Source organism: Candidatus Obscuribacterales bacterium, assembly GCA_019744775.1.
In the GTDB taxonomy this organism is placed as follows: domain Bacteria; phylum Cyanobacteriota; class Vampirovibrionia; order Obscuribacterales; family Obscuribacteraceae; genus SBAT01.
In genome coordinates, this window is record JAIETZ010000008.1 from 1 (window position 1) to 24,875 (window position 24,875).

18 protein-coding genes are annotated in these 24,875 nt (G+C 48.2%); 9 read left to right on the forward strand and 9 right to left on the reverse strand.

The window, feature by feature from the left end:
• The 6 genes from K2Y22_14770 to K2Y22_14795 form a co-directional block, all read right to left on the reverse strand.
• Positions 1-2,022, reverse strand: a 2,022-nt coding sequence (locus tag K2Y22_14770) for a transglutaminase family protein (GenBank protein MBX9879718.1), incomplete at its 3' end; no start/stop codon positions are given.
• Positions 2,023-2,037: 15 nt separating this feature from the next.
• A complete protein-coding gene (locus tag K2Y22_14775; GenBank protein MBX9879719.1) occupies positions 2,038-3,609 on the reverse strand; it encodes a hypothetical protein in 1,572 nt (523 codons plus the stop codon).
• Between the two features lie 503 nt (positions 3,610-4,112).
• The gene (locus K2Y22_14780; GenBank protein ID MBX9879720.1) at positions 4,113-4,796 is read right to left on the reverse strand and encodes a hypothetical protein; all 684 of its coding nucleotides are present in this window, start codon (positions 4,794-4,796) and stop codon (positions 4,113-4,115) included.
• 13 nt (positions 4,797-4,809) lie between these two features.
• Complete coding sequence (locus K2Y22_14785) at positions 4,810-5,799, reverse strand: hypothetical protein (protein ID MBX9879721.1); 990 nt, start codon at positions 5,797-5,799, stop codon at positions 4,810-4,812.
• A gap of 71 nt (positions 5,800-5,870) precedes the next feature.
• Entirely contained in the window at positions 5,871-7,388 is a 1,518-nt protein-coding gene (locus K2Y22_14790) for a leucyl aminopeptidase (protein MBX9879722.1), read from the reverse strand.
• A gap of 79 nt (positions 7,389-7,467) precedes the next feature.
• A complete protein-coding gene (locus K2Y22_14795) occupies positions 7,468-9,054 on the reverse strand; it encodes a GMC family oxidoreductase (GenBank protein MBX9879723.1) in 1,587 nt (528 codons plus the stop codon).
• Positions 9,055-9,607: 553 nt separating this feature from the next.
• On the opposite strand from K2Y22_14795, the gene K2Y22_14800 reads away from it, so the two are divergent.
• The 5 genes from K2Y22_14800 to K2Y22_14820 are packed head-to-tail and all read left to right on the forward strand — an operon-like array spanning position 9,608 to position 14,676.
• The gene (locus K2Y22_14800; GenBank protein MBX9879724.1) at positions 9,608-11,179 is read left to right on the forward strand and encodes an aldehyde dehydrogenase family protein; all 1,572 of its coding nucleotides are present in this window, start codon (positions 9,608-9,610) and stop codon (positions 11,177-11,179) included.
• Positions 11,180-11,193: 14 nt separating this feature from the next.
• Positions 11,194-12,375, forward strand: coding sequence for a hypothetical protein (locus K2Y22_14805; GenBank protein ID MBX9879725.1), 1,182 nt, complete (start codon positions 11,194-11,196; stop codon positions 12,373-12,375).
• Positions 12,359-13,159 (forward strand): HAD-IA family hydrolase, encoded by an 801-nt coding sequence (locus tag K2Y22_14810; protein ID MBX9879726.1) that lies wholly within the window; start codon positions 12,359-12,361, stop codon positions 13,157-13,159. The genes K2Y22_14805 and K2Y22_14810 overlap by 17 nt, the downstream gene beginning before the upstream one ends.
• A gap of 14 nt (positions 13,160-13,173) precedes the next feature.
• Entirely contained in the window at positions 13,174-13,791 is a 618-nt protein-coding gene (locus K2Y22_14815) for a CYTH domain-containing protein (protein ID MBX9879727.1), read from the forward strand.
• 57 nt (positions 13,792-13,848) lie between these two features.
• Positions 13,849-14,676: a hypothetical protein gene (locus tag K2Y22_14820; protein MBX9879728.1), complete on the forward strand. Its 828-nt coding sequence runs from the start codon at positions 13,849-13,851 to the stop codon at positions 14,674-14,676.
• A gap of 133 nt (positions 14,677-14,809) precedes the next feature.
• On the opposite strand, the gene K2Y22_14825 is transcribed toward K2Y22_14820, so the two are convergent.
• Genes K2Y22_14825 through K2Y22_14835 form a run of 3 tightly spaced genes read right to left on the reverse strand, consistent with a single transcriptional unit; the run spans position 14,810 to position 18,162 of the window.
• Complete coding sequence (locus K2Y22_14825; GenBank protein ID MBX9879729.1) at positions 14,810-15,541, reverse strand: hypothetical protein; 732 nt, start codon at positions 15,539-15,541, stop codon at positions 14,810-14,812.
• Between the two features lie 57 nt (positions 15,542-15,598).
• Entirely contained in the window at positions 15,599-16,063 is a 465-nt protein-coding gene (locus tag K2Y22_14830; GenBank protein MBX9879730.1) for a hypothetical protein, read from the reverse strand.
• Between the two features lie 56 nt (positions 16,064-16,119).
• Positions 16,120-18,162, reverse strand: a complete 2,043-nt coding sequence (locus K2Y22_14835) for an AMP-binding protein (GenBank protein ID MBX9879731.1) — start codon at positions 18,160-18,162, stop codon at positions 16,120-16,122.
• A 598-nt stretch (positions 18,163-18,760) separates the two neighbouring features.
• Here K2Y22_14835 and K2Y22_14840 point away from each other — a divergent pair.
• The 4 genes from K2Y22_14840 (at position 18,761) to K2Y22_14855 (ending at position 24,809) form a co-directional block, all read left to right on the forward strand.
• Positions 18,761-19,987: a patatin-like phospholipase family protein gene (locus K2Y22_14840; protein ID MBX9879732.1), complete on the forward strand. Its 1,227-nt coding sequence runs from the start codon at positions 18,761-18,763 to the stop codon at positions 19,985-19,987.
• 9 nt (positions 19,988-19,996) lie between these two features.
• Complete coding sequence (locus tag K2Y22_14845) at positions 19,997-21,181, forward strand: hypothetical protein (GenBank protein ID MBX9879733.1); 1,185 nt, start codon at positions 19,997-19,999, stop codon at positions 21,179-21,181.
• Between the two features lie 64 nt (positions 21,182-21,245).
• Positions 21,246-22,505: a thiolase family protein gene (locus K2Y22_14850; GenBank protein ID MBX9879734.1), complete on the forward strand. Its 1,260-nt coding sequence runs from the start codon at positions 21,246-21,248 to the stop codon at positions 22,503-22,505.
• 129 nt (positions 22,506-22,634) lie between these two features.
• Positions 22,635-24,809 (forward strand): enoyl-CoA hydratase/isomerase family protein, encoded by a 2,175-nt coding sequence (locus tag K2Y22_14855; GenBank protein MBX9879735.1) that lies wholly within the window; start codon positions 22,635-22,637, stop codon positions 24,807-24,809.
• The last annotated feature ends 66 nt before the right edge of the window (positions 24,810-24,875 follow it).

Genomic DNA, 24,875 nt, shown 5'->3' on the forward strand with positions numbered 1-24,875 from the left:
CGCGTTATCACTTGCGGCAGAGTTGGTAGTTGGTTGGTCTTGGTAGCCGCCGGAGACAACTCCTTTTGAGCCAAACCAAGTTTGTCCGACAATTGTGCTGCTGCCGCTGCTTGAACCGCTGCTGCCAATTCCCATGTAGGCATAGAAGTTGTTGAAGCTTCCCATGGTGATGGAGAAGGTCTCAGGCATCGCCACGCGCCAGCTTGGATTAGCGTTGATCAACGAATTTTCAATCGTAGTCAATACAGCAGACGTATAGCCTGCGTTTGACATGATTGTTTTGACGTTGGTTCCTGTTGTCCAATTGCTTGTCTTGGCGTCGTAGATTTTCGTCCCTGCAAGGTTGACGGTCTTTATCGCCTGAATGGGGTCAGCCGATGTGATGCCGGTTACTTGTTGTTGCGCAGCACTCTCCAGCATTTGGAACATCAACGACGCAGCTACTCCTAATGATGCCGTATCCGCAGAAGTTGCAAGCTTCGATGGGCTCCAAGCACCAAGGAAAGAGTTGACGGTCTTGATTGTTCCGGAGCCATATGCCTGGTGACAAACAGTCCCGACAAAGTGATGCATCACCGTTGTGCAATTGGACATGCGAGAAAGCATCTCCACGCCCTTACTGCCCTGTCCGATGAAGTTGTCCCAGACAAGCAAAAGCGATCGTCCCAACAAGGCTTCAGCACCTGATGCCAGTCCGTCAGCTATGGCTTGGTTCTGACCCTCTTGGTGAACGGCTGCCATTTGTTTTGATGACACACCCCAGGCAGTACCGATTGTTGTTTGACCACCAGCACTGATAGAGGCTGTTTGTACAGCATCAGCGAAGTTGGTTGGATACGGGTGATCAATTGTCACGACCATATTGCTGGATGTGCCAAGTGTCTGCGCCGAGGAGGCATTCCCTACTTGTGTTCCATCCAGATACAGACGAGCAATCAAAGAGCCGTCAAACCACAGTGTCAAACGTTTGCTGTAAATGTCATCAGTAAAGAAAGTAGAACTGATGTTGTACTGCTGTGTTGATGTGTTGAAGTCGTACTGGATTTTGATAGTTGCCTTCACGTTATCCGGCAACGAAGCAACAATTGTCGTGGTCAATGTATTGTCGTGATATGGCAACGATGTTTGCCGCAATGGCATGCTTGTCGGCACAATCGAATGCCCACCTAATATTTGATCTACGCTTGCGGCCGGCATGTTTGTTTTGATCCAATTGACCAAATTCATGCTGTAGTCACGCAAGTTCGTTTGGATGTTAGCGTCGTTGATGTTTTGCACGTAGTCGGATGTCAGAGTTGATCCCGAATTGGCATCACTCAAGAAGTCCGCGCGGTCGTAGCTCATCGCTGTTTCCAGGTTGACCCCGGAAATGACGTTGTACTCCTTGAAAGCAGGGTCAAAGGCGTAATTGGTGCCTCCAATGGTTACCTGTACCCAGCAATGTTCTAGCGAGAGATTATTTGATCCATCAAGACTGTTGGCAATTCCACCATTAGCCAGCAATTGACTGGCAAGAGATGGGCTTGACTGACTGACACCAAGCAAGTTGGACCACTGGCTTGGACTTAGTTTGATGGTGCCCATTACGTAGTTGACGCCGGTTGTAATTCCGGCAGCTTCCAGTAATTGGACCATTAGGTCGGATTGATCAAATGCGTTGCCGCAGCCATCAATCAATGCACCCAAACCACCTTTATGCAAGCCGTAGTTTGGGATGAAGTCAATGTTGTCGTGGACAAATTGATAGATAAGATCAACCGGCAATGAATTGGGATCATTGGACAGTGCGCGAGCCAATTCGGCTAGCGATGGAGTGCCTTCCGGGCTGTCAGCGACTATGTCTTCTTCGTCTCTGCGACGCGGACGACGCTTTTCGCGACGATAAATATCGTCGGGCATTTTTCTCTCACCACGGCGCTTCTTTGCCATGCGAGGATTGGTAGCTCTTTGCGGAGCCAAAGCACCAAATGTAGGTGTAAGAACGTCTTGTGAACGGTCCTTGTTTTCATTGTTATCGTTCATAGGATTCCACCTCGATTAAGGCAAAAATTGGATTTTGTAGAAGGCTGTCTTATACATGCTGGATGTCTCTCCACCTGTGCAGATGGAATTGAGATTGGATCCAGATGCATAGAGATTTCCTAGGTCAGTCAACGCGAAGAAGCGTTGCGCCAAGCCAGTGCCATGCGTGAAGATATCCGTGATGACTTCGGATCCATTAAGAATGGAAATCGGCATCGGAATATACTTGTAGGCACCCGGATTAACGGTGTTGGCTAAGCCTAATTGCGAAACATCTGTTCCCGCATACACGACCTTTCCAGTTGTCGTAACAGCAATAAGTTGTGAGCTAGCTCCTAGTTGTTGCTCTCTAGGGAAGAAAAACCTCGATGCTGTACCAGGAATGTACGTTGCTTGAACTGGAGTGTAAGCAGCATTACTGTGATTGAGAAACAAATTGTTTTGTCCGTTATAACCCCACGTGTAGACATTGCCTGACGTGTTGATCGCATAGCAGTATGCATACTGCCCACCACCAATCTCTGCCTTGCTGATGTTGCTCAGCGCGGCGACTTGTGTAAACAAGTTTTTGTCTGAGAGGTTTCCGTGTCCCAACTGTCCAGATCCGTTATATCCAACAGTCCAGACATTTCCAGACGAGTCAACGCCAAGCGCCGAGCCGCCATTCGGATAGCCGGCAGTAGCAGAGATGGACACAAGATTGGTGATATTAGTCGAACCGGTTTTCTTAGCGTTAACAAAACCACCAGTAATATTGGTAGTGGTGCCATTTGCAAGTTGACCTTGACCGTTATACCCCGCCACCAGGACTGTACCATCGCTCATCAACATGTAGGCACTGAAGGCGGAGAACCAACAGGAAATCGCCATCTCTACGACATATGGAGACGTTGTAACTCCGGTAATTGGAGCCGGTGTACTTAAGCTTGCGGTCGGGGTAGATGCGTTGCCTAAATTACCGGAGCCTCCTCCACCACAGGCGTACATATTTTTGTTGCTGTCTTGGAAGTAAGCACAACCCGCGCCGTTCATGTTGACTGTGTGACAGGCAGCCCACACTTTGGTTATTGATTTGTTGTTTGTGACGAAGTATTCGATTCTCTTCAAATTTAGACGAGATACGGTATCGCCATGTCCGAGTTGTCCGACAGACGAATCGCCAGCGGAATATACCCAGCCATTGGAATAGACAACATATAGCGAAGCATTAGTGAATGCCCAGTCAACTATAGTTGCATTGGCTGGTGGGATAGTCGTATTCGGATCGAATAAGACTCTCTGAGCTGACGAAGTAGTCGACGCGATTCCATTGGCGAGACAGCCAGTAGTATTTTCACCCCATCCAATGAGTTGTCCGTCCGACAGCAAAACCATCATTGGGTTGTTCATGAAGTCCATGCAATGCTTTTTGGGCAATGCAGCGACTGTTGGAAGGGTTGAGGGCGTTCCTGTTAGAGGTGGGACTTCAACGACTGTCGTGCGATTGCCCATGTCGTCGTAAGCGTAGGTAGCTTGTGCACCATTCGGGAATGTGACGCCAACGAGACGTCCCAAGCTGTCGTATTGATACGTTGCTGATTTAGACATAATCATTTTCCTCGATTGTTTTTGTGTAGTTGTCATGTCAATTCGCGCACGAAATTAACGACAAGCGGCAAGGAACAGAAAGCCATGCTTTCTAACTTTGCTAGCTGTCGATTTTGGGTTGCCTGGTAAGGCTTGTGTTTCCGTGTTTCTATGCGAGAAATAAATGACGATCTCACGCTACGAAAATTGGTAGTGGTTTATCAAGGTTGATAAGGAGAATATCTGCTAAGCGTATTTTTCGCCGAATGTAAGAAATCCTGCTTGCCAGAGGATCGAAGCAAGTTATCGAGGAGAAAGTGAAAAGAATAGTGAAACGCTAACGCATCTCGCGCGACGTGGATCAATTTCTTTTTCCGGCAAATAGTTTGATCCACTTGGCGCCTTCAGTGGTGGCGAACGGATCAAATTTGTAAACGGTAAATTTGAGAAATGCTACAAAGAGTAGTAGAAAATTGTAATTCAAAAGAGAATAGAGTGCAAAGTCTATTCTCTTTTGTGCACGGTTATTTCGTGCCCGGCTCAAACATGATTGCCGCTGTGTTGTAACCGGAAGTTGCTTCCAGTGAACCCGAGTCGAACTGAAGTTGTCCCGGCTTGGCGCTGCTGAACTTGTAGCCGGCAGCGATTAGCTTTTGGGCTAGTTGGTCAACAAAATCAGGCACGGGCGTGGTCAGTTTGCTGCGGTCATAAGAGCCATCAAAGTCCTTGCTGCGAGGCAGCATTTCCGACGCTTTGGAGCGTAGGAAGACATCGATGTTCATTTTCTCGTTGCGCAACTGGATGAAACCTTGAGCGTCTTCATAGGTCATGAGATTCGCCGTCAGGCGAGTATCTTCCTTGGTGGCGCTGCTTGTCAGATCGGCAACAAGTGCCCTCGTCTCTTTCGATTGGTTGATCATGAAAGACAATTGGCAGGGCGACATGTACGAGCTGACCTTTTGCGAATCGTTGCTGGCGATATAAGAGTCGCCTTTGAACGTCATCAAAAAGTCGTTGCAGTCTGCCGAATCGTTGACCAGCAAATCATATGGACTGGTGTACAAACCAACCATTGTCGGTGCGTCTTCTTTTGGTTGCTCAGTCGATGGTGGCTGAATATTGCAGCCGCTGGTGAACATCACGAAAACGACAACTGCTGCAGCTGCTGCAACAAGAAAAAATAGGCGTTTGAAAGTTTGATTGGACATAAGTCCTCCTTTGCTACAAAGTTTTGAGCTGATTTGTCTGCTTGTTGAACAGGCAATACTTGAGATTGCCTCGCCGCGATGAACTAGTGACCAGTAAAAGGTCACCGGTCGTGTTGCGGTCATGCACCCAGAATTTTCGTTGCCGAATTGTCTTGAGTTGGTCTAACTCGACAGCAAGCTCTGGGTTCAACAGATCCGGATCGCTGTTTCTGAAAATGAGAGCCTCAATTTCAAAAGTCGCCGGATTGATCTGAACCGTTATCAGGTCTTTTCCCTGCTCCTTGTAAATTACCGATACTTCTTCTGTTTGCACGTCGTATGTAGCCAACTGCATCTTGGAAGTAGCTGGTGTGAAGTACAATTTGCCCGACAGGGACGAGAGACAAATTGCCTGGCCTGCGGAGATGATGGTTTTCCATTCACTGAAAGCACGATTGCGGTAATTCCGATATCTAATTACGTTACCGCGCTCACTAACGCAATTAGCTGCTCGCACATTTAGGGCGATATCCGGAATCCAGGAAACGACATCCCCTGGATTTTTTGTATCCAAAGTGATCGCTCCTGTTAGCAAATTAACGCGATAAATATCGTGTATATCCGGGTTTTCCAGGTTCAACGTAACAAGTGCTTCACTACGATTGCAGGGGCTTGTTGCGATGATTTCCGGAGTGAGAATCTGCTTGTCTGAAGCAAAAGGCGTCAAGCAGCGTCTAATGTTGGTCTCTAAATTCAATGCATAGATATGCTTGTTGCCATTTTCGTCTTCTTGTGTGTACAAAAAGATATTTGGCAAATACGACCAGCGATGTGACGTAATTTGTTTGCCTTTGCTTGGAGTAATTATTCTATCTTTGCCCTCGGCCAGCGTGCGTATGCGAATTTGGGACAGACCATATCCAAACTCAGTGACAAAACTAAGCTGTTTGCCGTCCGGTGAAAGTTGCGGGTTTGTTGGATTTAGTTGTGCCAACTTAGGCGGCGATAAGACTTTCTTTTTCATAGACAAATTCCTTCTTGCAGTAACGTCATCATGGAAATTTCCATGATGACGTTACTTTTCAGTGATGCCGTTTACGCTTGAGACAATTGGCGAGCGACTTCTACAAGTGTGCGCACGCCGTAACCAGTCGCCATTTGCTGCTTCATCGAGACATTGGCGATATCCATGTGAACGGCTGGTGTTTCACGTGCAAATGTGAGAACGAATGTTGCTGCCGTTGATGCACCGCCGCCAAATCCGCCGCCTGAGTTTTTCAAATCGGCCATTGGTGTTTCGTTTGCTTTTTCGAAACCGTCGAAACAGGGCAATTGCCAAGATCTTTCACCTGTTGCTTTTCCTGCTTTCAATACCAGGTCTGTTAGTTCCTCGTTGTTGCCGAAAACACCGGCAATGTCCGGACCAAGCGCGTAGAAAATTGCTCCGGTCAGTGTGGCGATGTCGACAATGTGTGTGGCACCATTGAGTCTTGCGAATTCAATTCCGTCAGCTAATGTCATGCGTCCTTCGGCGTCAGTGTTGTCGATTTCGATCGAACGACCCTGCATGCTTGTGACAATATCGCCCGGTTTGGTTGCCTTGCTGCTGATCATGTTTGGTGTTGCAGCTAAAATGGCTTGGACGGCAATGGGTAGCTTGAGGGCGGCTATTACCTTTATTGCTCCCAACACTGCTGCGCCACCAGCCATGTCACCTTTCATATCGCGCATGCTCGAACTGGGCTTGACGTTGAGTCCGCCTGAATCAAATGTAATTGACTTGCCAATCTCGGCCAGCTTGATACCGGGTCTGGCATCTTTTGGAGTGTAATTGAGTGTGATCAATGCAGGTGGCTCAATGTCTGCTGAGCCTTTGGCTACAGAGAGAAAAGCACCTGCTTTCATGCTCTCGAGTTCTGTTTGTGCGTAGACGCGCAGTTCGATTGCGCCGTCGGAAGCATCAGCTATTTCTCGTGCCTGGTCAATCAGAGCTTGTGGAGTCATGTTGCCTGCCGGCTCATTTACCAAATTCTTAGCCAGGTTGACAGCTTCTCCAATTGTGGCTCCAGCCTGTAGTCCATTCTCCAAAGCTTGCAGGTCATCGAATGTGCTGATGCAAACATCTACTCGCTCAAACTTCGGACTTGGTTTGTAGCCGCCCAGTTCAGTTTTGCGGTGGTTTAGTTCGTAGTTGATGACAGTGGCAGTTTCGGCAACTAGACGGCCAAATTCATATGCCGAGATAGATGGAGCTTCGCCTCTGAAGAAATCGAAGGAAAGAAATAGCTGCTGCGCTTTTTCTTTTTTGGCTTTATTGAAAGCGGCTACAAGTGCTTTTTTCAAGGACTCACCATTCAGTTTTTTTGTATCACCAAGTCCGACGAGCATAACTCTCTTGCTGATTGCAGTTCTTGGTTCTGTGAAGTGTAAGCTTGTATGACCAAGTTTTGCTTCAAAGCCGATAAGTGCTGCTTCTTCTTCGTGCCGAACTTGTTTGGTTGGCGAAAGGAATTTCAGGTTTTTCGGTTGGAAGCTGCTTTGGTCGTAACCGATGAGTTGGATGTCGTAATTCGTGCTGAAGGCGCGCGGGACGCTAAAAGTAATTTGACTCATAAGTGTTCTCCGTTGAATTTCTGTAAATTGAAAAGGGCGCATGCAATGCGCCCCTACAACAAACAGAAAGGGGCAAGTGTTAGCGAAGGTCGCTGATGATGCCTTGAGCTACGCGCTCGGCAAGAGCAGCAATGGTGTAACTAGGGTTGCGTCCGATCGCTTGCGGAATAATTGATCCGTCAGCTACATAGAGTCCTGGATAACCAAAGACTCTGCCAAAAGCATCGACGACGCCTTTGTCCGGACTGTCTGCCATGACCGCACCACCTAGTGGGTGATACGTCAGCGGCATGTCGAACAGCGAAAGCACGTTTGGTTTGTGCTCGCGTCCCATCGCTTTGGCCAATTCAGCCATTGCTTGGTGTTGAGCCTTGATTATGGGCTCGTTGTTGATTCCGCCTGGCCAGGCAAGACTGAGCATTCCCAGCGGATTGAGAGACATTTTGCCTATTGCTCTGTCGACACCAACGCCGACCAAAACAAGCAAATCCTTTTCGTGTTTGGCTATTTCGGCAGGAGTCACTTTGACACCGGCTAATGCTTTGAGGAAAGCAATGCCGCGTTCAGGGGTACTTGTGCCGACCATGCCTGCAGACCAAGTTGGTCCGGCGTGATCTTCGATGACAAAGTCTTTGTACTTGATCATCGAAACAATTGCCGGGCCGTCATTGATTTCAATCAAATCGCGCGGACTATTTTTCTTAAGCGCACCATCAAGCGCATTGCCGTTGGCGCTAAAGCGTTGTCCGAGCATGTTTGAAATCTTGGGCAGATGCTTTTTCTTTTTGCTGGTGAGCAAAAGCTTGAGTGTGCCCATGGTGCCTGCAGCAACAACAACAATGTCGGCGTCGAGGGAAGACTTTTCCTCAACACGTCCGTTGTCATCGTAGCGTTGATAGTGAACACGATATTTACCGTTGTCCAAGTGCTCAACCGTAGTCACTGAATGCAACGGTCTTACTTCGGCGCCAAGCGCTTCTGCCGCGGCGATATAGGTCATGTCCGCCGAGTTCTTGGCGTTTTGTGGACAGCCTGCCGGGCATATGCCGCAGAAGTTGCAACCTCTTTGGAAAGTTTTGCCGAATCCACTTGGAGTTATTTGCGAGGGATCCGAGAAATTGATAGCCAGATCAACAGGCTCGCACGATAGTCCAAGCGCATTAGCAGCGTTTTCAAAATGAGTGGCGCGTCTGACTGTTCGTCCGAATGCATCAACCTTGCCGGAAACACCGGGAGATTTAGACGGTCTCATGAATTGCAGAGGCAATTGATAAAAGGGTTCAAGAGTTTTCCAGGAAGTTCCAGCAGGCCAATGCTCGGAGTCAAAAAGCTCCGGAGGTGGAGTTGCCACAACGTTGTCCCAAATTAGTGAGCCGCCACCGACACCTGATGCCATGATTGTTTGCAATCCAGGCATTTGGTGGATCTGATAGAGTCCCAATCGTTGGCGGAAGGGATTCCAAAACTGTTTGCCCCAGAAAAAGTCTCTGTCGCCCAATTTTGGAAATGGTTTGGATCCCTCGGGTGCAAATTCGGCAGGCATGTTTTCACCACGCCATCTTTTACCCCGTTCAAAAGCGATTACCTGGATGCCGGCCATGGACAGTCGCAGTGCAGCGACGCCACCAGCCCAACCCGTGCCAAGCACGGCAGCGATTTTTTTCATGTGAAACTCCTTGGCACAAACTTGTGCACGTTCGTGCCTGAAGCCTTTGTGCTCCGGCTAAGACCTGGCGAACTCGGTCGCGTGCATGTGGTCTTGCTTAGCTAGGCTTATGTGTATAAAAAGGCGGAACACCAACCAGTGCTCCGCAAGCGCAATAAAAACGCGCAATTTAGTTTTTAAAGTCTGAAAGAAAGTGACAGTAGTTCGGGAATTACCTGTGAAATAGATGTTTAATAGCCAGTCTTCAAACTAAACAATTTCAAGTTCTATTGGCAATGTATTTAAAAGTGCTTTGGCCTTAAACTTTTAGATGACAAGTGGCAAGATTAGCGCGGCCATGCAAGGCGATCGGAGTTCGCGCAAGTTTCATTTCAAATTCCATTGATTTTGTAGTTTCAATTCCAGTAGTTTGTTACTCAGTAAATCAAATTCAAAGACAAAGACATTTAGCTTCTAAATACAAGTAATAACTAAGTTTCAACCCGTTCTCTCTGCCGTCTATTGCAGAACAGGCGGGTTTTTTGTTTGCCCCAAACACGTGAGGAGGCTCTCCATGGCTGTTGAATTTACAAACGAAGGAACAATACGCGTCATCAACCCAGCCAATCTGAAAGTGTTGGGTGAAGTGAAGCTAACCGATCCCAAAACAATTTCCGAAACAGTCGACGATGCAAAAGCCTGTGTCCACTTTTGGAATGAGCGTGGGCTAAGTTATCGTCTCGGCAAAATCGAACGCTTTAAACAACTCCTGCTCGCCAATCGTGAAGAAATTGCTCAGCTGATTAGCAACGAGACAGGCAAGCCGATGATGGAATCGCTAGCAAGCGAAATATTCGGCGTTGTTGAAACATGTGCGTGGCTTAAGGAAAAGGCGCCGAAACTTTTGCGTTCGCAAAAGGTCGAGTTGAACCCGTTCATGTTTTTCGGTAAACGGTCGTACAACATTTTTGAGCCAATGGGTGTGATTGCTGTAATCTCGCCCTGGAATTTTCCATTCTCGATTTCAGTCAACAGCATGCTTACCGCGCTTGCTTGCGGCAACACTGTTGTTTTGAAACCATCGCCTAAGACACCGCTTATTGGTGAAGCAATCCAGCGCCTGTTCGATAAAGCCGACTTTCCAAGTGGTGTTGTTACTGTCATACAAGGCGACAGAGAACAGGCAAGTGCGCTTGTGCTTTCCGATGTTGCTCGCGTTGTTTTCACTGGTGGCGTACCTGGTGGCCGAGCAATTATGGGTTTGGCTGCGCAGAAAGTTCATCCAGTGACGCTTGAACTTGGCGGCAAGCATCCGGCCATTGTGCTTGGTGATGTTGATGTGGAAAAGACAGCACGCGCAATTGTTTGGTCGTCATTTACGAATTCCGGTCAAGCTTGTGCTGCAGTAGAACGACTTTATGTCGTGAAATCCATTGCAGAGAAACTGTCCGCGCGTATTGCTGAGTTGACCAAAGAGTTGAACATCGGCTGCCCGCTGGACACTGATACCGACATTGGTCCCTTGATCGATGACGATCAATTGCAGCGAGTGAAATCACAAGTCAAAGACGCTGTAAGCAAGGGCGCACGAGTGCTTGCCGGCGGCAATGAAAGACGTGATCTTACTGGTTACTTCTTCGAGCCGACTGTGCTCTTTGGTGTCACCGACGACATGGATGTGATTAGCCAGGAAATTTTCGGGCCGATTCTGCCAATAGTCGTTGTGAATGACGAATCAGAAGGTGTAAGACGAGCCAACAATTCCAACCTTGCTCTGGGCGCTTCCATTTGGACAGCAGACACCAAGCTAGGCGAAGAAATGGCTACACGCATTCAATCAGGAATGGTGTGGATAAACGATGCACTTTATTCACACATTGCACCGGATGCCCCCTGGGGCGGCTTGAAGGAAAGCGGCTTTGGTCGCAGTCACTCGCCGGCTTCGCTTATGGAATTTGTGAACATCAAACACATTGGTGTTGATAAGCAAGGAGTGCGCAATTGGCACTTCCCCTACTCAAACAACTCAGTTGCTTTGATCAACAGCGCAATGACTGCTTGCCACGACGAAAACATTTTCGATCGAGCTGCTGCTTTCCTTCTGCTGTTGCCGCAACTCTATTTTGTCCGAAAAGAGAAGAAATAGGACAGGAGACAATCATGACGGACTTTATAAAGAAAGAGCTGGCAGTTACGCCTAAGTACTGCCGAAAGGTTTTGTCGAAAGTCGACCAGCTGGTACGCCAGCATTTCTTCGACAAAAAAATTGCAAACACAGTCTGGTCGGCAGCGCTGGAAGAACACCGCGATGGAATTCTTGCCAGCAAAGACTTGATTGAATTTGGGCAACGCATCAATGCATTGATTGCCGTGCTCAAGACCAGTCACTGCGGTCTATACACTCACAATGACGATACGTTTTATTTTCTGCGCAGCTTGTTTGCCTCGCGCGGCACTAGTCATAAGCAGCCGGCCTATGACTTTACCGGCATGGGCATTGGCGGTGTCAGATGTAAACCAAATCAAATTCGCTATGTGCTCGACGGCAGCCCAGCCGCAGAAGCTCAGCTTATGATTGGTGACATCATCGAGAAAGTAAACGGAAGACCATATTCCGGCCACGTCAATTTCATCGGTACATCAGGCACCGCTGTGACCCTGGCTGTTAAGCGCGGCTCGCAAAGATTGATCCGCTATTTGACGCCAACATTCACAACGCCGCGCACGGGTTTTACTGATGCTATTCGAGCCAGTGCCGAGGTTGTGGAATATTCCGACTGCAAAATTGGCTATGTCCATCTCTGGAGTGGCATTGGTGATTCAGGAAGCGTCTTTGTTGATGTTGTTCACGATGTAATCAATGACGTTGATGCTTGGATCATCGATCTTAGAGATGGTTATGGCGCTATCGGTGTAGATGCTGTTGATTGGTTGTATAGGCCGACCAATGGTATTCAGTCGTTGACGAATCGCTTACAGGACGGCAATAAGTACAAGTGGAGCGTTGGCTTTCACCAGCCTGTGATGGCCCTTATCAATGGCGGCTCTCGCAGTGGCAAGGAACTCGTTGCTCTGCAATTGAAAAAGTCAGGGCGTGGACTTCTTGTCGGTGAGAAGACCGCAGGTGCCTTGATGGGCGGAACCTACTTCGCCATCGACAAGAAAACTTGTCTGTTCTTGGCGATAGCTGATGTGGAAATAGATGGCGAACGCCTCGATGGAATAGGCGTCTCTCCAAATATTCACGTTGTCTACGACTACAACAAACCTGGCATAGACCCCCAATTCGACGCCGCCGTCGATATGCTGCGCCGCAAGTTGCGCCATGAAAAACGTAAGTAACCGCTTTGTCATTCTTCGTCGCAGCTTTGCTGCTTATCAGAATGACGAATCCACCACACTGGAGCAAATTATGGGAAAACATGAAAATGAGGCGCAACAGGCGCCTGCGTCGTTTGATCCGTGCGAACAGCGTCGACGCACAATTGATGTGAGCATCGATGGTATCGAACCAGGCACGAAGTTCAAAATGCTTGCCTTTGACATTGGCAAGGTGCTGGTTCCATTCCATTGGCCGGACGTTGAAGCTGGTTTCGCAAAGAGAGCAGGTCGCACTCTCGGCGAAGTATCAGATGCGATGTTGAAGCTGCAAAAGCTCGGTTACGAATCCGGCGGCATAGACACTGCCGGCTTTTTGCAAGAGTTAAACCGACTCTTGGAGTCGGATATCAGCAGAGACGAATTCACCGTACTCTGGAACGAATCATTTTACGAATGCGAAAAAATGATTCCTGTGATGGAGCAATTGGCAAAGACCCATAGGCTGGTCGCTTTATCGAATACCAATTCAGAACACTTTGAACGACTGGATAAAGGTCTCAACATCTATCGACATTTCGAGCACCTAATTCTCAGTCACAACGTTGGCTTCATGAAGCCGCATAGACGGATTTTTCAGGAAGTCAAAAAATACACTGGTCGCTCAGTCCTGAAAAGAGAAGTGCTTTTCATAGACGACAAAGCGCCATTTGTGCATGGAGCGCGACAGTACGGTCTGCGTGCCATTCAATTCACTACGCCGGAGGCATTTGTCGAACGAATTCGACAAATTGGTCTCCTTCCTTAACAAGGAGGCTTGCGATGAAAGAACATGTTCATGAAATCGAGGTGAAATACACCATTCATGCAGAAAAGGTCAACGATATATTCGATACGCTAATGGACATGGGCTTTCGTCACGATGCCACATACGACCTTGTCGATATGTGGCTTCCTCCGAAGCAAAAGAACGAGTCCTTGCGTGTCAGAGAGCAAATACAAGGCAAGTCGCGCAAGTATTTTCTTTCCAGCAAAAAGACAAACGAGAAAAACGGTGAAGTTAAAAACAAGTGCGAAGCCGAATCCAAGATAGACGAATTCACGCGTGATGTCCTCATTGCCATGGCATTGCGCATGCGTGCGGAATTGCCAACTGTGCACAAGACGCGGTACACGTTCACTGGGCGAATTGGCAAACGTGACTACACAGTCGCTATCGATGAAGTGGTCGATCTTGGACGTTTCTCCGGATTTTATTTTGAAGTTGAGACGCTGGTGCCTTTTGAAGTATCCGATGCAAAAGCAATGCCGGATGTAAAACGCACAGCACTTAAAATTCTTCACGCTGCCTATGACGACGAAAAGAAGTTGAAATTCCAGAAGCAACTACTCTCATACCGCAAAATGGCTCGTTTGTATCTCGGAAGAAAAGGCGTCTAAAAGAAAAAAGTGGAGCAGGAATTATCTTGCTCCACTTCGTTGAAGAGGGCATTAACTATGCAGATAGCAATTGCGATTATTGTTATTTTTACTATGTGCTGCTCAGCCGTGTGGGCTGCGCCTCAGGCAACAAAGTTGTCGAAGAAACCCCTCGTGAAATTGGCTCCTTCCAAGAAGCCAATCGTCACGAAGAAAGTAGTGCCGACAGTTAAGTCGAGTGAAAGAAACATTCGTGCACAGGATCTGGAGTGTGCGAAACTCTTGGACCAAGTTCCACAGCCCCTGGCTAGCTATCTTGAGCAAGTCATCAACAAAGGCGACATCTGTAGTGACGTTATATACAACCCATTTAGGGTTCGTTATTCGTCGCGTCGCATTCAGCCAAATGATCTTTCTCATCAAGTTGGGGAAGGCTTAGAAATCGGCTTTGACATGTCATCCGGAACTGACTCGGTAGCTAAAAGTTACTACTATGACCATGTTACGTATCAATCCAAACTGGTACGTATGGGCAGCAATGATCAGCTCAAACGATTCGAACCAATGCTTGGTGATTTGGACAAGTATGTTGATTCTGATGCGCTTAAGGACGTTTTGAAACCAGCCAGTATCGAGCATCAGGCACTTAGCGGTTTAAGCTCGACGATTAAGCTTAAGCCTGGTGAGCTGGTCAACCACGCTGTCGCGCTTACACAATTAGTTAAGCAACTCAGTGAATCAGGATTCGCTTGGCTGAGTAGTACGAAGGACTGGTCGTCGGACTTCAAATATTCTGATCAAACGGATGTCTTTGTGCGAATTACCCCGATGTCCGAAGCTGGAGAAACTGGTTTGCAAAAGGTCGAGACTATAACCATTGAAACGTATGAGAATATCCCGCTGTGACGTTGGTAAAAACCTATTAGCCTTTCCAAGGAATTGCTAATAGGTTTTTGTTTTGTAGGGAACAACTAAAGCATATAATAGAAATCAACAAGAAGAAAAACCGCGGAGTTTAGCGGTTCTTCTTCTTTAATTGTTAGTGCAATTGCCGAAGCGCTGCTGCTGTTTTTTCAGCCGTCTTGTAGATTCTGCGATCGTTTTTGTTGGAGCTGTTTTGCATTCTCTGCAGAACAGGGCTTGCCTTAACGACAGACACAAAATCAGACAGTTTTACTGAAGTGTCTAAGTCTTCTGCGGTCAAATACAGACTGCGGAAATTTGAGCGAATGGGAACGGTAATTTCTTGGCCGTCAAGCAATCTGACTTCATGCTGATCGTGAATTTCTGCGATAGTGATAGTGTTGAACAGAAGTGATACTCCTCCGTGCAATGACCGTATAGTGATCGTGCCGGCTTGCTTATCAACAATTGCTTGGACGATGCCATCTTTGTCGAATGTGACTGAATCGAGCTGAGTTGAAATATGTCCGGTATTGAATTGACATGTTTTATCGGCGTTTTTCGCGGATGCGATTACTTCTCCGTCGACAAGTCCGACGCCGGACTGATTTTCTTGAACAGAGCCATTGTCCAAATGACGGAAGCTCATCGATCCGAAGTACTCAACCTGCACCGGTTCGCCGTCGTTGCGTGCCTTGGTATAGTTTCCCCCATCAGGCATGCGCAGTCTTTCGTGTCCGTGACCAAGTGGCGGTGTCACATCGGTTGGGACAGGAATCTGCACATACTGAGACTGGAAACTTCCTATAGCGGCAATTATTAACCCAACAACCAATGCCAGGTATATGAAATTCTGTGGTTTGTTCATGATTTGATTTCCTTGGTAAGTAGCAGGAGAACAAGCGTCGCTCTCCTGCTATAGGTGTTACTTGCCGATTACAGTCGGTTTGCTGCCGGGAGAGGCTGTGATCACATTTATGACTTTGGGTGCGCCGCCTGGAGTGTCTGGTTTTCCATACTCGCGCACAACCGTGCCGCCCTGGTAAATGATGATGGGTGGTGGCGGAGGAGGTGGTGCTTTTATGTCGCATATGTACGGCGAACCACCGTCGTAGCAGGGAAGATATCCCCAGCCGCCAAGTCCGTAACCAAAACCGCCACCGTATCCGTAACGCGGATGATATCCTCGATAGGGACCGCAGACGGTGCCGCGTCCGTAAGCTCCAGGCGATCTGATGCAACCGTCGAAGCCGGCTCCGCGTGTTCCGCAAAAGCTGGCGCCACCGCCACGTCCGCAGGCATTTCCTCTAGCGTCTGTTGGGGTTGCGGTTAGCAATAATCCAAGCACTAGAGCAAAAGAAGCAAATAACGAGATGAATTTGTGTTTCATGTTTCCCCCAAAAAGAAAAAAGGGCGCATGCAATGCGCCCCTACGGGATTTGCCGATTAGTCGATATCAATCGGCTCTGAATAGTCGTTTGCTTCTATTGATTTGGCAGAAGAATAAATACTCTCGACTAGGCCGGCGTATTTCTTCTTAATTGCCTCCGGTCTCACTTTCAGCGTGGCTGTAAAATGACCGCCTTCAACAGTTGCCTCTTCTTCGACAATCTGAATGCGCTTGATGCGCTCCCAAATTTGTCTTGGTTTGTTTGCCTTGGCAATTGCGCTGACAATCTTTTCTTTGATGAGAGGATGTTGTGCGTAAAATGCGCAGGCGTCACCTTCCAGCTCGGCAATTGGTGGTGTTATGCCTTTGTGCTCCAGGAAAAGCTTTGCTTCAGTAGGATCAACAAAGACAAGCGCGCCAGTGAATTTGTACTCGCTGCCGGCAATCGGCACGATTACTTGAATCACTGAGAATTTGTCTTCTTGGTCTGCTGAATAGACAGCTTCTTCAATGAGATCAACAGGTATCCACTTGCCGTTTTCGCCCTTAATTACACGCAGGACTCTGCCGACTATCGCCAGGAAGTCTCTGTTGTAGAGGACCGCCACGTCGCCTGTTTTGAACCAGCCGTTTTCCGACAACACTTTCTTCGTGGCTTCCGGATCATTCCAATAACCTTTGAAGATTTGTGGTCCTTTTACAAGCAACTCACCAGCTTGCGGGCCGGTGCAATGGCTGTCGGAATTTTTCGCATAGCGCTTCACGAGCGGACCCCATGTTTCAATACCTAGATCAGTAGGCACTGATTCATTGGGCACAATGGCCACATCCGTGTAGTCTGTGATGCGGCCAGACGAGCCGACGTCTTGGTTTTCCGGCAAGGAAGCACAAATTGCTCCTGTTGTTTCGGTCATGCCGTAGCCTTGGCAAAGTTTGATGCCAATCTTGGCAAAAAACTGCTGCACGTCAGCGCTCAATGCAGCACCACCGGACATGGCAATTCTCAGGCGTCCGCCCAGGCGACTGCGAATCTTTCTAAACACGAGCAAGTCGGCAAGCAGGCGTGAAGCGCCTTTCTTGTTTCCTGAAAATGCCCAATTGATAATTCGCTTTTTGGTGCCCGATGCTTTTGCCAATTCCACTTCAATAGCGTCGCGGATTTTTCTCCAGAGTTTCGGCACTCCCAAAAGAATTGTCGGTTCGAAAAGACGCAGAGCTTCGCCGACTTCCGTTATCCTGCAAAATGCCGTGGGTTTGCCGCACCACAGTGCAAGATATTGTCCGTTGACTCGACCGTATACGTGAGCCAACGGCAACGCGGAAAGATAGAGATCATCTTCACGCAGTTTGTAGCCGTGCCGCACGATGCCGTTCAAGGCAAAGGCAATATTGCCGTGCGAGATCATGGAGCCTTTCGGTTGTCCGGTTGTCCCTGATGTATAGATGAGGGTGGCAAGATCGTCGGAAGTGATGCCGCCAATTGTGTCGCCTTTCAATTCGGCAGCAATTTGTTCGAGCACAGGACGAGCTTTTCCTCTAGCAAAAATGCTCTTGAAAGTGATCATGCTTTCATCATGATTTTCTTTGGGTGCTTCCATAACGATTTTCCTTGTCTCAGTATTTGTCAATCTGGACAAATGACGTTTGGTTTCCACAAAGACAAATGTTGAGCCGGAATGCTCGATGATTTGATTCATCTGGTCGGCGTTTGTATGCGCGAAGATGGGAACAACAATGCCGCCCAAGCTTTGAATTGCCAGATCCGCTTCTATCCACTCGCGTCTGTTGTCGGAGATAATCGCTGCGCGATCACCTTTCTTGAAGCCGTTCTCAGAAAGGAAGCTCATCAATTCGGCGACGTTTGTGCCGACATGTCTCCAGGAAAACCAGCTAACCGGTGCTTCGCACTCGCATTGACCGCTGTATGCGTACGCATAGACCGGCATCATTGTTGATGCTGCTGCATAAACGCAATTGCAAATGAAGGGAACATGAAGATCACCTTTTCCTTCCTTGCGGGCGGCAACAACTGCAACTCCCGATGGAGTATTTAGTACGTAGTGCCAGAATCGTTGAACCAGTGTTTGTTGTTTTGCCATATGTTTTCAGGTTTGACCCTGCCTCCGTATGACGCCGTGCGATGCAAGACGTCGGTGACACTTTCGAAAGGAATTGATGCGCTACTAGGTCGGCGCAAATTTCAGCTCAAATTAGAGCTGTGAAATCTATTTGCTAATGAACTTAAATGGGCTGTAGAACTAAAAATTTCTCTTGAAATGTAAATTTGAAAGACTATTTGAAACTACTGAATTTGCCTGGCAAACAGCAAGCCAAAGCCTGGATCAAAGGCGAAATAATCCAAAAAGATGATGGTTGTCAGTATGGCCTAGCTGGCGAGGCCTAGCGAAGCGGCGTTAACCATGGCCGGAAGTTCTATTTCAAATAACCTTGTCATAACCTTTTCCCCTAATAGTTCCGCGAAGTTTTATTGAAACTATATGGGAATTTTTCATACCATTGAATCTTGTATTGTTACTTCCCATTTTTTCTTGAAGTAGTTTTAGAAGAGTATTTAGGCAAGCAGTGAGCCATTTCCGTTTCTGATTCTCACATTTCGTGAGTCGGAACTCACACTGCCTCATTTTTGTTCGTCACCCGCCCTGCCTTTGGGCGGGCGTTTTTGTCTGGAGAATCCCCATGAACCCAGTTACACATTTTGAAATTAGCGCCCTTTACGGCAGCGGAGGTTCACGAGCCATCGTCGCTGCAGCAGGGTCAATGATGGCTCTGCATTTGATTAACCAGATTTCCCCCGGCAGAATTCGGCTGAAGCACATTGGTGGCATAAGCGGCGGCGCAACTATGGCGGCCATGTTGGCTGCTGATGTGCCCATCCCGATGATTGTCGACTACGCCATTGAGACCGACTATCAGAGCCTGCTTACTTGGCACGGTAGTTATCTAAGAATTCTCTCGGCCTTTCTGCGTCAGAAAGTCTACGAAGAAACTCGTCCCTGCAAGGGAGTGTTAAACCCGGATAAGCTGCGCTTGTTTATCGAGAGCATTGTCGGCGAGTATCCAAAGTCTTTCTGGACAATGGCTGTCTCCGGTAATTCGCAGATAGTTTTTACGAGTTTCGGCGTTTACGAAGTTTTTGCCAATGGTGACTGGAAGAAACTAGCTGATCAGCCACCTTCTGTGGGAACAGCCGCAATTGCCTCGTGTGCCGTACCTGGAATTATCGATGCAGTGTCGCTTTACGGACGTTATCTTTTCGACGGCGCATTAAGCAAATACGGTGCCTGTCCGGTGGAAGTGGCAATCAAGTACATGAACATTCCGGCAGACAGATTGCTTGCCGTTGATGTCGGGGACGACTTTGACAAAGACAACAAAAGTCACACGATGTGGGATTCGCTCTACGGCATTCATGAGTTGCGACAGCAGGAAAAGGCCATTGCCGCTAGATCCGCAACAAACGAAAAGCAGCCGATTGTGGTTAAACCCAACATCGAAGGTTTCTGTGGTCTGCAATTCATGGTGCCTCAGCACCTGAAGTGGAAAGCATTGATGGAGAGCTTTTTTGCCACCATCGCCAAACTTGATGAAGTTGGCATGTTGACGGATGAGGTTCGCCAAGCCGCTTGCGACATTGCCACCGAGTATAAAGTGCTCGTCGACAATGTAAAAGATCATAACGAGTTTGTAGTACTCATAAAACAGCTACTGAAAAATCGCGATCTGTACTTTGAGCAGGTTGACGAAAACGGCCACGCGACACGGATTTCGGATAAGCATTTATCGCTCCCCGAAAAACCGGCCAAGCAGCCACGTTTTAGAGCAATTGAAAAGCTTAAGAGCAATGTCAGTCAGTTGGGACTCCGCGTTGGACGCTGGGTTTCCGACAGGCTCAGGCGCTCATAAGGGGGAGTCATGTCTGAATTTAGAAAACAAAACGAAGTCAGACCTCGCGCTGAACTTCGCAAATTGCACTTTGTAGACGGTGGCGGCGGCCTGAAATCCATTCTTGCCGGTGCCGGCAGTAAGGCGGCTATCGATCTTGCCGGCACTATTGAGCTGGCGACAATAGGTGGATGCAGCGGCGGCTCACTAGCCACTGCGATCATTGCCGGTGGTGCTTCCGGTCGCCGCATGTTTCACATGGCTATCGAAACCGACTTTTCGGGTTTGGTTACAGGACGGGGCTGGCCGCGTAAAGTCGCCGAAGCTCACGTCAATGACCAGCGCGTGTATGGATGGTACGCGGTCACCACAATTCAAAAGCGCGTGAAGAAATTCTTGGCGCGCTGGACGCCTGGTTGGATGAAGAAAGTCTGGAATAAGATGTTTGGTCATCACGACGATCTTGTCGTTCGTCCCAAGGAAGGCATCTACGGCTCCGAAAAAATCGGTGTCTTCATCGACAAGCACGTAGCGGAATTTCCGGAAAATTACTGGAGCGTCGCTGTCGACGGCAATACGTCTTCGCAAATTTTCTTCTGCAAGCAAGGAGTATTTGAGTATCATCCCGATGGACACAAAGAAACCATCTCTGATACGCCAGTCACTCCTGGATTTGCCGTGCGCAGCAGTATTGCCATTCCACTCTTTTTCGGATCCATTCCATTTGCAGGCAAACATCTACTCGATGGCTCTTTGACATTCGACGGCAGAACACCTGTCGGAGCTGTGAAGAGACACTTCAACGCAAACGCGGAAGATATACTTGTCCTTGACATGTGGGATTCTTCGACCGCCGCAAATTGGTTTGAGAGCGTGTTTTGGAAAAGTGTTTGGTTCTTGTTTTGTGGTGGAGCCTGTCCGCAAGGCGGCCGATTCCCTTCGAATTTCGAAGGAGTCATGCTTGTGCAACCGCAGGTTGACAGCCGCATCACATTGCAGTTCGCAGCCACTCCAGATGAGAAGTGGCCGGCAATCATGGCTGGCTTTGAATCAACTGCCAAGGTGCTCGAACAGTATGGACTGTTGGCCGGCGAAAAACTTGAGCAAGCAAATACCATCCTCGAGAGATTTGCTGAAATCAAGAAGACAGCCAAACTCAAAGGAGAGCTTGCAACGCGTACCCAAGAGCTGCTCACCGAATATCATCTCTGGTGAGCAGCTTTGCTGTGAAACGCGGTAAAATGTATTGCCCTCTTAAGGTTATTGAGGAAAAGGTAATATGACAGAAAAAAGCAAAGTCTGGCTCGTTGACGGCAGCCGGACTCCGATTGGCACGTTCGGGAAAACAATGAAATCCATTCCGGTGGAAAAGCTGGCTGGGCACGTTTTGAAAAATGCGATTCGTCGCACTGGTATCAAACCCAGCCAAATTGACGGAATAATTCTTGGTCACAGGGGGCAGTCATCTTATGCCCCCAACACTTCGCGCTTCTCGGCGTTGAATGCCGGCTTGCCCGCCAGCATTCCAGCTATGACCGTGCATCGCGAATGCGGATCAGGACTGCAAGCAGTAAATGATGCCGCCGACCAAATTAGGCTTGGTCGCGGCGACATTTATGTAGCCGGCGGCGTTGAGTCGATGTCCACTGTCCCCTACCTTGCTCCGGGGATAATGAGATTTTCCAAGAAGTTTGCTCAATGGTTTGGTCTCGATAAGAGATATCCGCAAGCAGGAATTCTTTCGCTGGCACCGGCAAAAACCGGACCGCGTCTTGTCATCGGTTTTCTCGATGACGGGCATGTGCCGTTGGCTCGTTATGGCGACATGAAGTCGACAAATATGATCGCTACGGCAGAATGCGTCTCCAGCACTTATCGCGTAAGTCGCGAAGAGGCGGATGCCTGGTCATTGCGCTCTCACCAAAGAGCCTGTGCCGGAGTTTCCTCGGGACGCTTTGACCGCGAGATAGATCCAATTCAAGTTGGCGAAAAAGGATACTTCTCCCGTGACGAACATCCACGCGCTGACTCCAGCGCCGAAAAGCTTGGATCGTTGAAAGCAGTTGGAAAATCCGGATTGGTAACAGCCGGCAACAGCTCCGGAATTAATGATGGAGCTTGTGCAGTGGTTCTAACTTCGGAAAAGAAAGGCAAGGAGCTTGGGCTTACGCCATTAGCAGTCCTTGTTGATCACTGTGTAGTTGGTTTGGAACCGGAACAAATGGGAATAGGTCCTGTCCTGGCAATCAAGAAATTGCTCAAAGACAACAACCTCACCGTCGAAGACATTGATTTGTTTGAGATAAACGAAGCATTCGCCGGCCAGTATCTGGCTTGCCAGAAGTTGCTTGGTTTGGATCCGGAGAAGTGCAACGTTAACGGTGGTGCAATTGCTCTTGGTCACCCAATCGGCATGTCCGGTGCAAGACTTGTCTTCACGCTTGCGCATGAATTGAAAGAGCGCAAGAAGAAGCGTGGAATCGCAGCTTTGTGCATTGGCGGTGGACAAGGAATTGCCACGCTGGTTGAAGCACCGTAAGAATCAGAATCACATGAGGGCGCATGCAATGCGCCCCTACGGCATAACCGAATAATCCCAAAAAATATTGGAGAAAGAATGGTTTCAAATCAGTTATTGGATAAGAGTCCAAAAAAAGAGGAAGAGTCTATGAGCCAAGACACAGCAAAAATGCTGGAAGAAAAGCTTGGTACGGTCGGCGGAGAAAAAGCAGTTACGCTCGAGGTGAATAAAAACAATGTGGCAGTTGTCACAGTAAATTTGCCTGGCAGCGAAGTAAATCTCCTGTCGTCAAAAGTACTGGCCGAGTTAAATGCGGCGATTGAAAAAATTGCTCTGATGCCGCAATTGAAAGGTGCCATTTTTATCTCCGGTAAGAAAGACAACTTCTTTGCCGGAGCTGATGTCAAAGAAATCCAACAGCTGCAAAGCGAACAGGAAATCTTTGCCAAGCAAGCATCCGATATGGGCAAAGTTGTTTTCGATAAATTGGAAAAACTACCTATTCGCGTAGTTGCTGCAATTAACGGCATCTGCGTCGGCGGTGGTATGGAATTTGCTCTGGCTTGCCACAACCGTATAGCTACAAGTTCGAAGAAAACAATGCTTGGCTTGCCGGAAGTCAAACTGGGATTCATTCCTGGTTGGGGTGCCAACTATCGTTTGGCCAAACTCATCGGCTTGCAAAATGCTTTGTCGATCATCCCGGCTGGCAGTGTAATTCCTGCTAAGAAAGCCTGGAAGTTAGGCATGGTTGATGAGGTTGTTGCGCCGGAAAAACTTCTCGAGCGTGCTGAAGAAGTTGTGCTGACTGGTCGTGTTAAGCGCGCCAAGCAGCCATTCAAAGCACAAGCTATGAAAGTGCTTTTGGAAGGTAATCCGCTTGGCCGTCACTTCTTGGGTGACATGGCTTTGAAGATGACCAAGAGACAAACAAAGGGTAAATATCCGGCACCTGTAGAAGCAGTCAAAATAATCATGAACACTGCTTCCGACACCAAGCAAAAATCGTTTGAAAGAGAGTCGAATGCTTTTGCCTCGTTGGCTGCAACCGATGTATCGAAGAATCTCGTCGGCATCTTCTTCGCTCAAAATGAATCGAAGAGCACGCCTAACAAGATAAAGCCTTCAATTAAGGTGCAGACATTTGGTGTTCTCGGCACTGGTGTTATGGGTGCAGGTATTGCTCAAGCTGCAGTCAAAGCCGGCTACAAAGTAGTCATCAAAGACGTCAATGAGGAATTCTTGGCGAAGGGCATGGCTACAATCCGTGGACTCTTTGAGAAGCTTGTGGAAAGACGCAAGATGACTCAAGAGGAAATGGATGCTTACATGAAGAGCATCACCACTACGACAAGCTATGACGCTTTTGCTGATTGCGACATGGTTTTGGAAGCCGTGAAAGAAGATCTCGCTGTTAAGAAGAGTGTTCTTGCTGACTTGGAAAAAGCCATCAAGAAGCCTTTCATCTATGCGACAAACACCAGTTCGTTGTCGGTAACGGCGATGGCTGAAGGCGCTCGTAATCCTGAGCTTGTTGTAGGAGTTCACTTCTTCAATCCAGTTCATAAGATGCCGTTAGTTGAAATCGTCCGTGGCAAACAAACATCTGATGATGCAGTAGCCGCAGCAATGATCTTCGCCATGAAACTCGGCAAGACAACTGTTGTGACAGGCGATTCGGCCGGCTTTGTAGTCAACCGCATCCTCACTCCTTACTTGCGTGAAGCCATTGTGCTTCTGGAAGAAGGTGTCGCACCGGCGGACATTGAAAAGGCGATGAAAGACTTCGGCATGCCTATGGGTCCATTAACGCTAATGGACGAAGTAGGTTTGGACATCGGTGCCAAAGTTGTTGAAGTCTTGCATGAAGCTTTCGGCGATCGCTTGAAGCCACCGGCTATCCTTGCATCACTTGCTGGCTTGAAGCTGCTCGGTAAAAAGGGCGGCAAAGGCTTGTATCTCTATGATGCAGCAGGTAAGCGTGGTGAGTTCAATCCGGAAATTCTGGCTGCTGTTAAGGTTAAGCCGGTGAAGAAGGATAAGACCGAAATCCAAAACCGCATGGTGCTCTTGATGCTCAATGAAGCGGTCAAGTGCTTGGAAGAAGGCGTCATTACCGATCCGTCACAACTGGATTTGGCAATGATCTTCGGCACAGGCTTCCCACCATTCCGTGGTGGCATCCTGCGCTATGCCGATCAAACAGGCGTCAAAGTAGTTGCTGATTCACTTGAGCAGCTATCGAAAGTGGCTGGTGAAAACTACAAACCAGCGAAGATGCTTCTAGAAAAAGCAGCTAAGGGCGAAAACTTCTACAAATAAGTAACGCTCACTAAATAAAAACGAAGAAGCAGGTTCCGTCGGAACCTGCTTCTTCGTTTGCACAGG

Excerpts from the sequence above, each read along its gene's own strand:
- K2Y22_14850 (MBX9879734.1), top strand. The coding sequence starts at position 21,246 with ATGACAGAAAAAAGCAAAGTCTGGCTCGTTGACGGCAGCCGGACTCCG.
- K2Y22_14800 (MBX9879724.1), top strand. The coding sequence starts at position 9,608 with ATGGCTGTTGAATTTACAAACGAAGGAACAATACGCGTCATCAACCCA.
- K2Y22_14790 (MBX9879722.1), bottom strand. The coding sequence starts at position 7,388 with ATGAGTCAAATTACTTTTAGCGTCCCGCGCGCCTTCAGCACGAATTAC.
- K2Y22_14780 (MBX9879720.1), bottom strand. The coding sequence starts at position 4,796 with ATGTCCAATCAAACTTTCAAACGCCTATTTTTTCTTGTTGCAGCAGCT.
- K2Y22_14785 (MBX9879721.1), bottom strand. The coding sequence starts at position 5,799 with ATGAAAAAGAAAGTCTTATCGCCGCCTAAGTTGGCACAACTAAATCCA.
- K2Y22_14855 (MBX9879735.1), top strand. The coding sequence starts at position 22,635 with ATGAGCCAAGACACAGCAAAAATGCTGGAAGAAAAGCTTGGTACGGTC.
- K2Y22_14815 (MBX9879727.1), top strand. The coding sequence starts at position 13,174 with ATGAAAGAACATGTTCATGAAATCGAGGTGAAATACACCATTCATGCA.
- K2Y22_14840 (MBX9879732.1), top strand. The coding sequence starts at position 18,761 with ATGAACCCAGTTACACATTTTGAAATTAGCGCCCTTTACGGCAGCGGA.
- K2Y22_14810 (MBX9879726.1), top strand. The coding sequence starts at position 12,359 with ATGAAAAACGTAAGTAACCGCTTTGTCATTCTTCGTCGCAGCTTTGCT.
- K2Y22_14830 (MBX9879730.1), bottom strand. The coding sequence starts at position 16,063 with ATGAAACACAAATTCATCTCGTTATTTGCTTCTTTTGCTCTAGTGCTT.
- K2Y22_14825 (MBX9879729.1), bottom strand. The coding sequence starts at position 15,541 with ATGAACAAACCACAGAATTTCATATACCTGGCATTGGTTGTTGGGTTA.
- K2Y22_14820 (MBX9879728.1), top strand. The coding sequence starts at position 13,849 with ATGCAGATAGCAATTGCGATTATTGTTATTTTTACTATGTGCTGCTCA.
- K2Y22_14835 (MBX9879731.1), bottom strand. The coding sequence starts at position 18,162 with ATGGCAAAACAACAAACACTGGTTCAACGATTCTGGCACTACGTACTA.
- K2Y22_14805 (MBX9879725.1), top strand. The coding sequence starts at position 11,194 with ATGACGGACTTTATAAAGAAAGAGCTGGCAGTTACGCCTAAGTACTGC.
- K2Y22_14795 (MBX9879723.1), bottom strand. The coding sequence starts at position 9,054 with ATGAAAAAAATCGCTGCCGTGCTTGGCACGGGTTGGGCTGGTGGCGTC.
- K2Y22_14845 (MBX9879733.1), top strand. The coding sequence starts at position 19,997 with ATGTCTGAATTTAGAAAACAAAACGAAGTCAGACCTCGCGCTGAACTT.
- K2Y22_14775 (MBX9879719.1), bottom strand. The coding sequence starts at position 3,609 with ATGTCTAAATCAGCAACGTATCAATACGACAGCTTGGGACGTCTCGTT.